Source organism: Stenotrophomonas sp. LC732, assembly GCF_052446685.1.
GTDB classification, from domain to species: domain Bacteria; phylum Pseudomonadota; class Gammaproteobacteria; order Xanthomonadales; family Xanthomonadaceae; genus Stenotrophomonas; species Stenotrophomonas muris.
In genome coordinates, this window is record NZ_CP199214.1 from 1,904,812 (window position 1) to 1,919,398 (window position 14,587).

The 14,587-nt window shown below is 66.8% G+C and carries 12 protein-coding genes; 6 read left to right on the forward strand and 6 right to left on the reverse strand.

Annotation, left to right across the window (positions count from 1 at the left end; genetic code table 11):
- Positions 1 to 6 precede the first annotated feature (6 nt).
- From ACT6SE_RS09205 to ACT6SE_RS09215, 3 genes are all read left to right on the forward strand, one after another.
- On the forward strand, positions 7 to 1,002 hold the full coding sequence (locus ACT6SE_RS09205; protein WP_046430385.1) for a carbohydrate kinase family protein: 996 nt from the start codon (positions 7 to 9) through the stop codon (positions 1,000 to 1,002).
- A complete protein-coding gene (locus ACT6SE_RS09210; RefSeq protein ID WP_014646967.1) occupies positions 999 to 2,225 on the forward strand; it encodes an AGE family epimerase/isomerase in 1,227 nt (408 codons plus the stop codon). The genes ACT6SE_RS09205 and ACT6SE_RS09210 overlap by 4 nt, the downstream gene beginning before the upstream one ends.
- Before the next feature lie 77 nt (positions 2,226 to 2,302).
- The gene (locus tag ACT6SE_RS09215) at positions 2,303 to 4,921 is read left to right on the forward strand and encodes a beta-mannosidase (RefSeq protein WP_444811143.1); all 2,619 of its coding nucleotides are present in this window, start codon (positions 2,303 to 2,305) and stop codon (positions 4,919 to 4,921) included.
- An 86-nt stretch (positions 4,922 to 5,007) separates the two neighbouring features.
- Here the strand turns inward: ACT6SE_RS09215 and mtnC are convergent, their stop codons facing one another.
- From mtnC to ACT6SE_RS09240, 5 genes are all read right to left on the reverse strand, one after another.
- Positions 5,008 to 5,703, reverse strand: coding sequence for an acireductone synthase (mtnC, locus tag ACT6SE_RS09220; RefSeq protein WP_014646969.1), 696 nt, complete (start codon positions 5,701 to 5,703; stop codon positions 5,008 to 5,010).
- 3 nt (positions 5,704 to 5,706) lie between these two features.
- Complete coding sequence (locus ACT6SE_RS09225; protein WP_005409451.1) at positions 5,707 to 6,264, reverse strand: 1,2-dihydroxy-3-keto-5-methylthiopentene dioxygenase; 558 nt, start codon at positions 6,262 to 6,264, stop codon at positions 5,707 to 5,709.
- Between the two features lie 92 nt (positions 6,265 to 6,356).
- The gene (locus tag ACT6SE_RS09230) at positions 6,357 to 6,998 is read right to left on the reverse strand and encodes a methylthioribulose 1-phosphate dehydratase (RefSeq protein WP_444811144.1); all 642 of its coding nucleotides are present in this window, start codon (positions 6,996 to 6,998) and stop codon (positions 6,357 to 6,359) included.
- Between the two features lie 555 nt (positions 6,999 to 7,553).
- Positions 7,554 to 8,981, reverse strand: coding sequence for an amino acid permease (locus ACT6SE_RS09235; RefSeq protein WP_444811145.1), 1,428 nt, complete (start codon positions 8,979 to 8,981; stop codon positions 7,554 to 7,556).
- An 81-nt stretch (positions 8,982 to 9,062) separates the two neighbouring features.
- The gene (locus tag ACT6SE_RS09240; protein ID WP_014646972.1) at positions 9,063 to 10,538 is read right to left on the reverse strand and encodes an amino acid permease; all 1,476 of its coding nucleotides are present in this window, start codon (positions 10,536 to 10,538) and stop codon (positions 9,063 to 9,065) included.
- A gap of 132 nt (positions 10,539 to 10,670) precedes the next feature.
- Here ACT6SE_RS09240 and ACT6SE_RS09245 point away from each other — a divergent pair, with 132 nt between their 5' ends.
- On the forward strand, positions 10,671 to 11,285 hold the full coding sequence (locus ACT6SE_RS09245) for an NUDIX hydrolase (protein WP_032957967.1): 615 nt from the start codon (positions 10,671 to 10,673) through the stop codon (positions 11,283 to 11,285).
- 68 nt (positions 11,286 to 11,353) lie between these two features.
- Here the strand turns inward: ACT6SE_RS09245 and serA are convergent, their stop codons facing one another.
- Positions 11,354 to 12,595 carry a phosphoglycerate dehydrogenase gene (serA, locus tag ACT6SE_RS09250; RefSeq protein ID WP_005416356.1) on the reverse strand — a complete coding sequence of 414 codons (1,242 nt, stop codon included), beginning with the start codon at positions 12,593 to 12,595 and terminating at the stop codon, positions 11,354 to 11,356.
- Between the two features lie 169 nt (positions 12,596 to 12,764).
- Between serA and ACT6SE_RS09255 the strand changes: the two genes are divergently transcribed.
- Both ACT6SE_RS09255 and ACT6SE_RS09260 read left to right on the forward strand, forming a co-directional pair.
- Positions 12,765 to 14,153, forward strand: a complete 1,389-nt coding sequence (locus ACT6SE_RS09255; protein WP_046429977.1) for an FAD-binding oxidoreductase — start codon at positions 12,765 to 12,767, stop codon at positions 14,151 to 14,153.
- 62 nt (positions 14,154 to 14,215) lie between these two features.
- Entirely contained in the window at positions 14,216 to 14,515 is a 300-nt protein-coding gene (locus ACT6SE_RS09260; protein ID WP_046429976.1) for a DUF2388 domain-containing protein, read from the forward strand.
- Positions 14,516 to 14,587: the final 72 nt, after the last annotated feature.

The following is a 14,587-nucleotide window of genomic DNA, read 5'->3' on the forward strand; positions in this document are numbered from 1 at the left end:
TCCGGAATGGGTGCCATCGTTTGCTTCGGCGAAATTTTGATCGATCTACTAGCACAGCCGCCGGCCTCGGCCGACACCCCGCGTGCGTTCCTGCAGTACGCCGGTGGGGCGCCGGCCAACGTCGCGGTGGCGGCTGCGCGGCTGGGTGCGAAGACCCAGTTCGTCGGCATGCTGGGCCGTGACATGTTCGGCGACTTCCTGGCCGACAGCCTGGTCGAGCACGGCGTGGGTACCGATTACATCGTGCGCACCGACGCGGCCAAGACGGCACTGGCCTTCGTGGCCCTGGATGCCAATGGCGAGCGCAGCTTCAGTTTCTACCGCCCGCCGGCGGCTGACCTGCTGTTCCGTGACAGCGACTTCCAGGCGGCGTGCCTCGACAGCGCGCAATGCTTCCACGTCTGTTCCAACAGCCTGACCGAGCCGGCCATCGCCGAGGCGACCTTTGCCGGCATGGACCGTGCCCGCGCTGCTGGTGCGGTGGTCAGCCTGGACCTCAACCTGCGTCCTGCCCTGTGGCCGGCGAACGAGGACCCGGCGCCGCGCCTGTGGCAGGCGCTGGAACGCGCCGACCTGGTCAAGCTGTCGCGCGAGGAGCTGGACTACCTGGCCGCGCCGCTTGGCGCCGATGGCGAGGCGGCGGTGCTGCGGCGCCTGCTGGCCGCGCGGGCGCGCTGGGTGATCGTCACCGATGGTGCAGCCACGCTGCACTGGTACACCCGCGACAACCACGGCACGGTCACCAGCTTCCGCGTGGCCACGGTCGACACCACGGCGGCCGGTGATGCCTTCGTCGGCGGCGTGCTGGTCGGCCTGCTGGAGCGCGGCGGGGCCGGTGCCGGTTTTACCGCCTTCTGCCAGGACCCGGAGGCGATCACCGCCACGCTGCGCTTCGGCGCTGCGGTCGGCGCGCTGGCTGTTACCCGCAAGGGCGCGTTCGCCGCGATGCCCTCGCTCGATGAAGTGCAGCAGCTGCTGCAGGCACAGGACATTACTGCATGAGCACCTCGCCCGATTTCCGTTCGCCCGCGTTCCTGCGCGCGCACATCGCCGATACCATGGCGTTCTACCACCCGCGCTGCATCGATCCCAATGGTGGCTTTTTCCACTACTTCCGTGATGACGGCAGCATCTACGATGCCAGCCATCGCCACCTGGTGAGCAGCACCCGTTTCGTCTTCAACTACGCGATGGCCTACCGCGAGTTCGGCAATGCCGAGTACCGCGACGCGGTCGAGCACGGCGTGCGCTACCTGCGCGAGGTGCACCGCAACCCCGCCACCGGCGGCTACGCCTGGACCCTGCGTGATGGCAAGGTCGAGGACGACATGAACCACTGCTACGGCGTGGCCTTCGTGCTGCTGGCCTACAGCTGCGCGCTGAAGGCAGGTATCGAGCAGGCGCGCGCGTGGATGGACGAGACCTGGCAGCTGCTGGAAGCGCGCTTCTGGGAGCCGCAGCACGGGCTCTACAAGGATGAAGCGGACGGCCAGTGGAACTTCACCGGCTACCGTGGACAGAACGCCAACATGCACATGTGCGAGGCGATGCTGGCCGCGTTCGAGGCGAGTGGCGAGCAGCGCTATGTGGAGCGCGCGCTGCAGCTGGCCGACAACATGACCCGCCGCCAGGCGGCCAAGGCCGGCGGGCTGGTCTGGGAACACTACGATGAGAACTGGGAGATCGACTGGGACTACAACCTGGACGACCCCAAGCACCTGTTCCGCCCGTGGGGCTTCCAACCGGGGCACCAGACCGAGTGGGCCAAGCTGCTGCTGATCCTCGATCGCCACGTGCAGGCCGACTGGCTGGTGCCGACCGCGCAGCACCTGTTCGACGTGGCCGTGGCGCGCAGCTGGGACGAAGCGCGAGGTGGCCTGTACTACGGCTTCGCACCGGAATCGCGCCGGCAGCCGGGCATGGATGGCGCGCCGATCGGTGGCGACAGCTTCGTCTGCGACGACGACAAGTACTTCTGGGTGCAGGCCGAAACGCTGGCTACTGCCGCACTGATGGCCAAGCGCACCGGCGATGACCGCTACTGGCAGTGGTACGAACGCATCTGGGCGTATTCGTGGGAACACTTCGTCGACCATCAGTTCGGCGCCTGGTTCCGCATCCTCGATGCCGACAACCGCAAGTACAGCGACGAGAAGAGCCCGGCCGGCAAGGTGGATTACCACACCATGGGCGCGTGCTACGAAGTGTTGAACGTGGTGCGTTGAGGCGCGTGTCGCCATACGCATGATGAATCGGAATCAGTAGCGCCGGGCCACGCCCGGCGGAAAAACAGGAGCTCCGCGTGCATCGTCTTTCCCTCGTTGTCCGTCTGCTCCTGCTGCTGGTCGCAACGTCGGCCTTCCCGGCAATTGCAGCGCCTCTGCAGGCACAGTGGGAGTTCCGCATGCTGCCCGGCGACGCGCAGGGCGCCGCCCACCCAGGCCTGCAGCAATGGCGTGCGGCAACGGTGCCGGGCAGCGTGCACACCGACCTGCTGGCGCATGCGCTGATCCGCGACCCGTACGTGGGTGCGCCCGAAGCGGAGCTGCAATGGATCGGCCTGGCGGCCTGGGAGTACCGCGCGCGCTTCGACGTGGACGCGGCGATGCTGGCCAAGCCCCATGCCGAACTGCGCTTCGACGGGCTGGACACTTATGCCGAAGTAAGCCTCAACGGCAAGCCGCTGCTGCGCGCGGACAACGCGCACCGGACCTGGCGCGCGCGCGTTGAAGGGCATCTGCGCGCCAGGGGCAATGAACTGCAGATCGTGTTCCGCTCACCGATCCGCACGCTGCTTCCGGGCGTACAGGCGATGCCACACAGGATCGCTGGCAACTACCCGTCGCCGTATGGCGATGAGCCGAAGGACGCGATGGTCGGAAACTTCGCGCGCAAGCCGGCCTACCACTTCGGTTGGGACCGGGGCCCGCGTTATGTCACCGCCGGGGTCTGGCGCGGGGTCGACCTGCAGGCCTGGGATACGCACCGCCTGACCAGTCTTGCCGTGCGCACCGATGCATTGAGCGCGGAGCAGGCGAAGCTGGCGGTGCTGCTGCAGGTGGAGCAGGGCAGCGCCACCGGTTCTGCGGTCGTCAATGTGGAAGTCCTCGATCCGCAGGGTCGCAGCGTGGCCCAGCAGCAGCGCACCGTACTGCTGAAGCCCGGGCAGAACAGTGTTGAACTACCGATTGAACTGGCGGAACCGAAGCGGTGGTGGCCGGTCGGCCATGGTGCGCAGGATCGCTATACCGTGCAGGCGCGCCTGGATGGCGGTGCCGACGCAACGCTGGTGCGCGAGCAGCGCATCGGCCTGCGCACGGTCGAACTGCGCCGCGAAGAGGACGGCAAGGGCGGGCAGGGCTTCGCCTTCGTCATCAACGGCGTGCCGATCTTCGCCAAGGGCGCCAACGTCATTCCGTTCGATGCCTTCCCCGCCCGCGTCGACGCAGCACGCCTGCGCCAGGTGCTGACCGCCGCGCGCGACGCCAACATGAACATGCTGCGCAACTGGGGCGGTGGCTACTACGAGGACGACGCGTTCTTCGACATCGCCGATGAGCTGGGCCTGCTGGTCTGGCAGGACTTCATGTTCGGCGGCGGCATGCAGCCGGGCTACGATCCGGCCTTCCGTGCCAGCGTGGTGGCCGAGGCGCGCGACAACGTGCGCAGGCTGCGCCATCACCCCAGCATCGTGCTGTGGTGTGGCAACAACGAGGAAGAAACCGCCTGGAAGGACTGGGGTCACGGCCGCGACCTGAAGGCGGCCGACCCGGCATTTGCGGCGAAGGTCTGGCAGGGCTATGTCGACCTGTTCGGCAACGACCTGCGCCAGGTGGTGGGCGAGGAAGGACTGGGCGTACCGTACTGGTCCAGTTCGCCCAGCAACGATCTGGACGAGAAGGCCAACGATTCCACCCGCGGCGACAAGCACTACTGGCAGGTCTGGGGCAATCCGGCGCTGCCGGTGCAGGCCTACCTGCGTGAGACGCCGCGCTTCATGTCCGAGTACGGGCTGCAGGCGTGGCCGTCGGTGGCGACGGTGGACCAGATCGCCACCCGCGCCGAACAGCGCATCGACAGCCCGGTGATCCGCGCGCACCAGAAATTCATGGCCGGCGAGGGCAACAGCCGCCTGCTGCACTACATCGAACAGGGCTATGGCACGCCGAAGGACTTCGAGGACTTCGTCTACCTCAGCCAGGTCATGCAGGCCGATGGCATTGCACTGGCGGCGCTGCATCATCGCGCCTCCCGGCCATACACGATGGGTTCGCTGTACTGGCAGCTCAACGATGTCTGGCCAGGCGCCTCGTGGTCCAGCGTGGATTACTTCGGCCGCTGGAAGGCGCTGCACTTCGCCGCGCGGCGCTTCTTCGCGCCGGTCACGGTAGCCGCGCTGCGCGATGAGGGCAGCACGCGGGTACGCCTGATCAATGACGGTGCGGCGCTGGATGCACGTTGGCGGCTGCGGGTGATGGACGTGGAAGGGAAGGTGCTGCGCCGTCGCGAGGATGCGGTGACGCTGGCGGCGTCGGGCGTCACCTCGATCGGTGATTTTCGCGATGCCGAGTTGCTGGCCGGTGCCGATCCGAAGCGCACGGTGGCGGTGTTTGAGCTGCTGCAGAACGGGGCGGTGAGCGCACGGCAGGTGGTCGGATTCGTCGAAGCCAAGGACCAGGTATTGCCGCGGCAGAAGCTCAAGGCCACCTTGTCCATCGAAGGCGACCACTATCGACTGCGGCTGGAAAGCGCGGCGTACGTGCGCGCGGCGTGGATCGACTTCGGCGCGCTGGACGTGCAGGTCGAAGAAAACCTGCTGGATCTGCTGCCGGGCGAAACCCGCGATAGCGCGGTGCGCGGCCCGGTGGATCTGGTTACCCTGCGCGAGGCGCTGAGGGTGAAGACCCTCAACGACCGTTGAGCAAAAAAGGGGACGGAGGGGATTAAGTCGTTTGTGGCACACATGGGCCACAAACGACTTAATCCCCTCCGTCCCCTTTTTCCTGCTTACAGCTGGATCTGCTGGAAGTTCTCGACCCGCTCGTGGCCGTTGGCGGACTGGCCGGTACGCGGCATCGGGTAGTCATCCAGGCGGTCGATCAGCCGGGTCTGCAGGCCGGCTTCGCGGGCAGCATCCAGTTCTTCGACCACATCGGACAGGAACAGGATCTCGCCGGCCGGCACGCCAATGGCCTGCACGATGCGGCGGTAGCTGTCGGCCTCACGCTTGCCACCCATCTCGGTATCGAACCAGCCCGACACCAGCGGGCTGAGGTCACCGGCATCGCTGAAGCCGAAGAACAGCTTCTGTGCCGGCACCGAGCCGGAGGAGTACACGTACAGCGGCAGGCCGGAGGCATGCCAGCCCTTCAGCACCGGTGCCACTTCCGGGTAGAAGTGCGCGGTGTAGTCGCCGCGACGGTAGCCCTCATCCCAGATCAGGCCCTGCAGCGCCTTCAGTGCGGTGTGCTTGCGGTCCTGGTCAATCCAGCCCTGCAGCGTCTCGGCCACCAGGCTGTCCTGGCAGGCGCCGCCGATCTCGGTAGCCACCGCGTCCAGCCAGCGGCGGACCTCCGGCTGCTGGCCATGTTCGGCGACGAACGCGGGCAAGGCCTTGCGGGCATAGGGGAACAGCACGTTCTTGACGAACGAGATGCTGCTGGTGGTGCCTTCGATGTCGGTCAGGATGACGCGGGGCTGCATGGATCAGGACGCCTGGGTAGGTACGTAACGGGGGAACTTCTGCGCGATGTCGGTGCCGGTGAAATGACCCACCCAGCCGTCCGGTTCGGTGAAGAAGCGGATCGCCACGAAGCTCGGTTCATCGCCCATGTCGAACCAGTGGGTGGTGCCATCGGGCACGGCGATCAGGTCGTCCTTCACGCACTCGATCTCATAGACCTTGTCACCCACGTGCAGGGTGAACAGGCCCGAGCCTGCGACGAAGAAGCGCACCTCGTCTTCCTTGTGGAAGTGCTCGTCGAGGAACTTCTTGCGCAGCTCGGCGCGGTTCGGGTTGTCCGGGGCGATCGAGGCCACGTCCACGCTCTTGAAGCCGCGCTCGGCGACCAGGCGGTCGATGTCCGCACGGTAGGCGGCGAACACTTCCTCCTGGCTGGCGCCCGGCGCGACTGGCGCGGTGGCCTGCCAGCGCTCGAAGGTGACGCCGATCTTCTGCAGCTCGGCAGCGATGACCGCGCCGTCTTGGGTGTCCAGCAGCGGCGATTCGGGGCGGGTGTCGTCGTAGATGCGCAGTCGGCTCATGGCGGCAGCTTGAACGTCTCGGGGGGAAGACAGGGTAGCAGGGTGGGGGCGAGGCGCAGATTCCGGATCGGCATCTGCACCTGCGCGCAGGCTCAGCCGCGCAGCTTGCGCAGCTCGAGCTCGCAGTGGAACAGGAATTCGAAGGCTTCCAGGTGGCGGCGCGCCTCGGCCACGTCACGGCCCCAGGCATACAGGCCGTGGCCGTCGATCAGGTAACCCCACAGGTTCTGCCGGTCGAGCAGGTCGTCGACCTGCGCCGAGAGCACGTTCATGTCCTGGGTGTTGGCGAACACCGGTACGTCGATGGCCATTTCATGGGTGCTGTTGCCGGCGAAGGCCTTCAGCAGCTCGTAGCCTTCCAGGCGGATATGACCCTGCGGCGCGTACAGGCGCGAAGCGATGGTCTGCACCGGCGAATGCGTATGCAGCACACAGCCGATTTCCGGGAAGCGGCGGTACAGCTGGGTGTGCAGCAGGGTCTCGGCGGACGGGCGCAGCGGGCGACCGACGGCCAGGCCGTCGAAGTCCACCACCATGATGTCGTCCTCGATCAGCCGGCCCTTGTCCTTGCCGGACACGGTGATCGCGGCGTGGCGGTCATCCAGGCGGTGGGAGAAATTGCTGCTGGTGGCCGGGGTCCAGCCGGCGTGCGCCAGTTCGCGGACGTTGTCGATCAGCAGCTGGGCCAGTTCGCTCAGGCGCGCGGTGTCGTACGGGAAGGTGGGGGCGTTCATGCCGGCGATTTTACTGGATTCGGCCAACGGCTGAGCCCCTCGTGGCGGGTCGTGTAGAGCGGTTCATGGGCGGGCGGGGCGGGTGGGCCGTGCAGGGGACGCTGCAAGTACGTCCCTGTAAGCTCGATGGCGCCATACATGGCGCCAACGCCCCTGCACGGCCCACCCACCCGCCTCGGACAGGTTCCGGCGTGCGGCCAGCCACGGAGTGAAGAAGGAAAAGCGAAAAGCGGGTCGCGGCGCCGGGCTTGCTCGGAGCCGAGCATGGCTCGGCTCTACAGGGGATTCATCGACCGGAGAGAATTCATCTCTCAGACGCAATTCATCCACGCATGGCGTGGATCTACCGGACGTGCCAGGAGACTGTCGGAGGCGGGGAGGGGGGAGGTTGCGGGGGCGTGAGCCGCATGGATGCGGCGACCGAGCTTACAGGGATGTACTTGCAGCGTCCCCCGCAATCTCCCCCCTTCCCGCCAAACCCTCAGCCCAGCTCTTGCCGTCGCTCCGGCTTCAAAGGCGGGTGCAGGGCCGCAGGCCCTGCAATACAAAAACCCCTTACTGACCCCGCAGGCGGCTGTGCCGGAACCCGTAGCAGAAATAGATCACGAAACCGACGACCGTCCACACCCCCATCAGCATCCAGTTGTGCATCGTCATCGCCGACAGCAGCGCCAGGCAGCTCAGCACGCCCAGGCCGCAGATCAGCCACGCCATCGGCATGCGGAACGGGCGCGGCAGGTCCGGCTGGGTGCGGCGCAGGATCAGCACGCCGGCACAGACTGCGGCGAACGCGATCAGCGTGCCCATCGAGGTCAGCTCGCCGAGGATGTCCAGCGGGAACAGCGCCGCCAGCAGCGCGACGCCGATGCCGGTGATCACGGTGTTGATGTGCGGGGTGCGGTACTTCGGGTGGATCCTGGTGAACACCGGTGGCAGCAGGCCGTCGCGGCCCATGATCATGAAGATGCGCGGCTGGCCGATGATCATCACCAGCACCACCGAAGACAGGCCGACCAGCGCACCGACCTCGACCACCCAGCGCAGCCAGCCCAGCTGTGGGTGCGCGGCCACGGCAGTCACCACCGGCTCGTCGGTGCCCAGCAGCTGGAACGGCACCAGGCCAGTCATCACTGCGGCCATTGCGATATACAACACGGTGCAGATCACCAGCGACAGCATCATGCCGATCGGCATGTCACGCTGCGGGTTCTTCGATTCCTGCGCCGCCACCGATACCGCCTCGAAACCGATGTAGGCGAAGAACACCATCGCCGCGCCACGCAGCACGCCTTCCATGCCGTACTTGCCCGGGCCTTCATTGGCCGGAATGAACGGGGTCCAGTTGCTGGTGTCCACGTATTTCCAGCCGACCACGATGACCAGCACGATCAGGCCGGTCTTGAGCACGACCATCGCCATGTTCATCGCCGAGGACTTGCTGATGCCGACGTAGCACAGCCAGGTCAGCAGCAGCACCAGTGCGGCGGCGGGCAGGTTGGCGATCGCGCCGGTGGGGCGCAGTTGCGCGTCCAGTGGCGCGCTGACCAGTGCCGCCGGTAGATGGATGTCGAACTGGCTGAGCAGGCTGAGGAAATAACCGGTCCAGCTGACCGCCACCGCCGAGGCGGAGACGCCGTACTCGAGCACCAGCATCCAGCCGATGAACCAGGCCGAGAGCTCGCCGAAGGTGGCGTAGGTGTAGGTGTAGGCGCTGCCGGAGACCGGCACCATCGAGGCGAATTCGGCATAGGCCAGCGCGCAGAAGGCGCAGCAGATGGCGGCCAGCACGAAGGACAGCATGATCGCCGGGCCGGCGTGGTTGGCGGCGGCCTGGCCGGTGATGACGAAGATGCCGCCGCCGATCACCGCGCCGATGCCCAGGGCGGTCAGCCCCCAGGGGCCAAGGTGGCGACGCAGGCTCAGGCCGTTGGCGTCTTCATGGGCGGCATGCGGATGCTTGGTGGCCCACAGTTGCTTGAACATGTGTGGTGGTCTTGTCGAAGCGCGCCATGGGCGGCGCGCGGGAAAACGGACGGGCCGGCGCGAGGCCGGCCCGAAGGCGGATCAGGGCGACTTGGCGAGCTTGCTGTTGCGGATGCCGTAGCCCAGGTAAATCAGCAGGCCGAGCAGCGTCCAGCCAACGAACAGGTGCCAATGCACCACGAACGCCTGCCAGAACAGGAACAGGCAGGTGGCCGCGCCGAGCGGGCAGATGATCCAGACCATCGGCACGCGGAACGGGCGGTGCAGGTCCGGCTTGGAATAGCGCAGCACCAGCACGCCGATGCAGACCGTGGCAAAGGCCAGCAGGGTGCCCATCGAGACCAGCTCGCCCAGCACGTTCAGCGGCACCAGGCCGGCCAGCGCGGCGGCGATCACGCCGACCACGATGGTGGCCACGTACGGGGTGCGGAATCGGGCATGGACCTTGCCGAAGAACTTCGGCAGCAGGCCGTCGCGGGAGATGGTGTAGGCGATGCGGGTCTGGCCCATCATCATCACCAGCACCACCGAGGACAGGCCGGCGATGGCGCCGACTTCCACGAACGTCTTCAGCCAGGACAGGGTCGGGTAGGGCTCCAGCGCGGTCGCCACCGGCTTGTCGGTGCCCAGCAGGTGGTACGGCATCATGCCGGTCAGCACCGCACAGACGATGATGTAGACGATCGTGCACACGGCCAGCGAGCCGAGCAGGCCGATCGGCATGTTGCGTTGCGGGTCCTTGGTTTCACCGGCAGCGGTGGAGACCGCATCGAAGCCGATGTACGCGAAGAACACGATGGTGGCGGCGCGGAAGATGCCGCTCCAGCCGAACTCACCCGGCACGCCGGTGTTTTCCGGAATGAACGGGTGCCAGTTGGCCGGGTCGATGTGGGCCGCGCCGATGCCGATGAACAGGCAGATGACAGTGACCTTGATCGCCACGATGATCGCGTTGACGAACGCCGACTGGGTCACGCCCACGTACAGCAGGCCGGACACCGCCGCCACGATCAGCACCGCCGGCAGGTTGAACAGCTTGCCGGAGGAGACGAACTCGCTGCCGGTCCAGGCGATGGGCGCGGCGCTGAGCATGTCCGGGAAGGGCATGTGCAGCGTGGTGGTGATGAAGCTGATCAGGTAGGCCGACCAGCCCACCGCGACCGAGGCTGAGGCGAACAGGTACTCCAGCACCAGACACCAGCCGATGAACCAGGCCATGCCTTCGCCGAGGGTGGCGTAGGAATAGGAGTAGGCACTGCCGGAGACCGGCATCATCGCCGCGAACTCGGCATAGCACAGGCCTGCCAGCGCACAGGCGAAACCGGCCAGCACGAACGACAGCATGACCGCCGGGCCCGCGTGGTTGGCTGCGGCCTGGCCGGTCAGCACGAAGATGCCTGCGCCGATCACCGCACCCACGCCCAGCAGGATGAGGTGTTTAGCCGTGAGGGTCCGTTTCAACGTGGCTTCGCCGTCCAGGCTGCCTTCGATGGGTTCGCCGGCATCGACGTGCCCGGCCGGCTCGACCGGCTTGACCCTCAACAGAGCTTTCAGCATGCAGTACTTCCTAGTGATCGGATGGGGTGGGCGGCCGATACGTTGCCGGCTGCCTTGAATGGTGAAGGCCGTGCGAACGGCCCGCTGTACCTTAGCCAAAGCTGAAGCCAACGCACAAGCGCAATCGCAACAATGAACGGCGATAATGAGCAGTATTTTTCCGAACCGCCCCCATTCATGAGCCAGACCGCCGAAACCCTTGCCGCGCTTGACGATCGCCTGCGCGGCCTGCTCCGGGACTACGCGCGCCGCGAACCCGCCCACGACGCCCTGGCTGCCGAATTCGGCACATTGCTGGATGATCCGGAAGATCCGTTCCGCCGCGAGCGCCTGGCCGGCCACTTCACCGCCAGCTGCTGGCTGGTCAGCGCCGATGGCCAGCGCCTGCTGCTCACCCACCACCGCAAGCTGCAGCGCTGGCTGCAGCTGGGCGGCCACGCCGACGGCGACCGTGACCTGGCCCGGGTGGCGCTGAAGGAAGCCGAGGAGGAGTCGGGCCTGAGCGGCCTGGTACTGGAAGACCCGGCCATCTTCGATCTGGACAAGCACTGGATTCCGGAGCGCAAGGACGTGCCGGGGCACTGGCATTACGACGTGCGTTTCGTGATACGGGCGCTGGGGGGCGAGGCCTTCGTGCTCAGCGAGGAATCGCTCGACCTGGCCTGGCGGCCGGTGACCGAGGTCGCGTCCGATCCGGAATCGGATGAATCCATGCAGCGCATGGCACACCGCTGGCTGGCGCGTTGAAAAAAGGGGACGGAGGGGATTAAGTCGTTAATGCATAAACGACTTAATCCCCTCCGTCCCCTTTTTACCTAGTACAGGATGCGCGTCCGCAGCGTGCCCGGAATCGCGGCCAGTTCGTCGCGGACGGCGGCGGCCTGCGCCTCGCTGGCGGTGATGTCAATCACCACGTAGCCCACCTTCGGGTCGGTGCGCAGGAACTGGCCGTCGATGTTGACGTTGTGGCGCGAGAAGATCTCGTTGACCCTGGACAGCACGCCCGGCACGTTCTGGTGGATGTGCAGCAGGCGCAGGCTGTCTTCGTGTTCGGGCAGGGTCACTTCCGGGAAATTGACCGCCGACAGGGTGCTGCCGTTGTCGCTGTAGCGCACCAGCTTGGCCGCCACCTCCACGCCGATGTTGTCCTGCGCTTCCAGCGTGCTGCCGCCCACGTGCGGGGTCAGGATCACGTTGTCGTGGCGGGTCAGCGGCGATTCGAAGATATCGCCATTGCCCTTCGGTTCGACCGGGAACACGTCCAGCGCGGCACCGCCGACGTGGCCGCTGGCCAGCGCAGCGTCCAGCGCATCGATGTCGACCACGGTGCCGCGCGCGGCGTTGATCAGGTGCGCGCCCTTGCGCATCTTCGCCAGCTCGGTGCTGCCGATCATCCACTGCGTGGCCGGGGTCTCCGGCACGTGCAGGGTGACGATGTCGGCGCGGGCCAGCAGGTCGTCCAGGCTCGCCGCGGCACGCGCATTGCCCAGCGCCAGCTTGGTTTCCACGTCGTGGAAGATCACCTGCATGCCCAGCGATTCGGCCAGCACGCCGACCTGGGTGCCGATGTGGCCATAGCCGATGATGCCCAGGGTCTTGCCACGCACCTCATGGCTGCCGCTGGCCGATTTCGACCAGCCGCCGCGATGGCACTCGGCGTTCTTCTGCGGAATGCCACGGGTCAGCATGATCGCCTCGGCGATCACCAGCTCGGCCACGCTGCGGGTGTTGGAGTAGGGCGCATTGAACACCGGGATGCCGGCCAGCTCGGCCGCGTCCAGGTCGACCTGGTTGGTGCCGATGCAGAAGCAGCCCACCGCGATCAGGCGCTTGGCCTCGGCCAGCACCTCGGCGCTGAGCTGGGTGCGCGAACGGATGCCGACAATGTGCGCCTCGGCGATGCGCGCCTTCAGTTCGTCCTCGGGCAGTGCCTTGGTGTGCGCCTCGATCTGGCTGTAGCCGGCGGCGCTGAACACCTCCACGGCGGTCTGGCTGACCCCCTCCAGCAACAGCACGCGGATATCCTGCTTGGGGAACGAGGTCTTCTTCGGCGACATGGGGCAACACGGCCAGTGGGACAGGGGCTGACCACTATGCCAGATCGGAACGCCCATGGTGCAGTGCGCAATTGGTTGCATCCGTAGCTATCTTTACGGCTGCGGGGCTGGACGCTGGCGCGTGCCGCTGGCACGCTTGCCCGTTCTTCACGCACCGCGCTGGACCGTCATGACCGATTCCCGCATTGCCTCGCTGCAGCAGGCCTGTCCCGGCCTGAAGCTGAAGACCAACCCGGCCGACCTGGAGCATTACGGGCGTGACTGGACCCGGCGCTGGACGCCGGCGCCGCTGGCGATCGCACTGCCGGCCACGGTCGAGGAAGTGCAGGCGGTGATGCGCTGGAGTGCGGGCGAGGGCGTGGCCGTGGTGCCGTCCGGCGGACGTACCGGCCTTTCCGGTGGCGCGGTGGCCGCCAACGGCGAGCTGGTGCTCAGCCTGGAACGGATGAACAAGGCACTGGCCTACGACGCGGTCGATCGCACCCTGGTGGTGCAGGCCGGCATGCCGCTGGAGGCCGTGCACAACGCCGCGCTGGACCACGGCCTGATCTACCCGGTGGACTTCGCTGCGCGCGGGTCGTGCACGATCGGCGGCAACATCGCCACCAATGCCGGCGGCATCCGCGTGATCCGCTATGGCAATACCCGCGAGTGGATCGCCGGGCTGAAGGTGGTTACCGGCAGCGGCGAACTGCTGGAACTCAACAAGGGCCTGATCAAGAACTCCAGCGGCTATGACTTCCGCCAGCTGCTGATCGGTTCGGAAGGCACGTTGGGCGTGATCGTCGAGGCGACAGTGAAACTCACCGATCCGCCGCCGGCCAGCAACGTGATGCTGCTGGCAGTACCCAGCTTCGAGGTGCTGATGCAGGTGTTCGCCGCGTTCCGCGCGCGCCTGCAGCTGCAGGCCTTCGAATTCTTCACCGACCGGGCGCTGGAGCACGTGCTGGCGCATGGCGCGCAGGCACCGTTCGACGAGGTGCATCCGTACTACGTCGTCACCGAGTTCGCGGCCAACGACGAGGCACAGGAAGCCGCGGCGATGGCGGCCTTCGAGGACTGCATGGGCAACGGCTGGGTCAGCGACGGTGTGATCAGTGCCAGCGATGCCCAGGCCGCCCAGCTGTGGCGCCTGCGCGAAGGCATCACCGAATCGCTGGCGCGCTACAAGCCCTACAAGAATGACGTCTCGGTGCGGATCTCGGCGATGCCGGCGTTCCTGGCCGAGACCCAGGCACTGATCGGGCAGGCCTACCCGCACTTCGACGTGGTCTGGTTCGGCCATATCGGCGATGGCAACCTGCACATCAACGTGCTCAAGCCGGACGACACCAGCGACGCCGACTTCGTGGCGCAGTGCGAGCACGTGACGAAGCTGCTGGCGCAGGTGCTGGCCCGCTTCGATGGCAGCATCTCGGCCGAGCACGGCATCGGACTGGTCAAGAAGGGCTACCTGGACAGCACCCGCGGCCCCGCCGAGATCGCGCTCATGAAGGCGGTCAAACGCGCGTTCGATCCCCAAGCGCGGCTGAATCCCGGCAAGCTGTTCGACGCCTGAGCCGGGCAAATCCTTCACGTACCCGTTACGCTCCACGCACCTTCACAACCGGCTTCGAACCGATGACCCGTCCGCTTCTGCTGCTCGCCCTGCTGTCCCTGCCGATGGCCGGCTTCGCTTCCAGCTTCGCTGGCACCTCGGCCGGTTCGGCGACCGGTGCCTCCTCCGGTTCCTCGGGCAGCAGCTCGGGCGACGACAAGGTGGTGCGGGCCGCGCGCGACGATGCCGCTGCGTTCGTCGCCAGCGACGGCCAGATCCGTGGCGCCCGCCTGCAGGCCGCGCTGGTCCACCTGCGTGAGCAGAGCGCTGCCGCACAGCAACAGAGCGACCTGGAACTGGCCCGCGCGCTGCTGGCGCGTTGATGCGGGCTGCATGACCTCGGCGTCATCGCTTTCTGCAGAGCCGAGCCATGCCCGGCTGGATGCCCGGCGCAC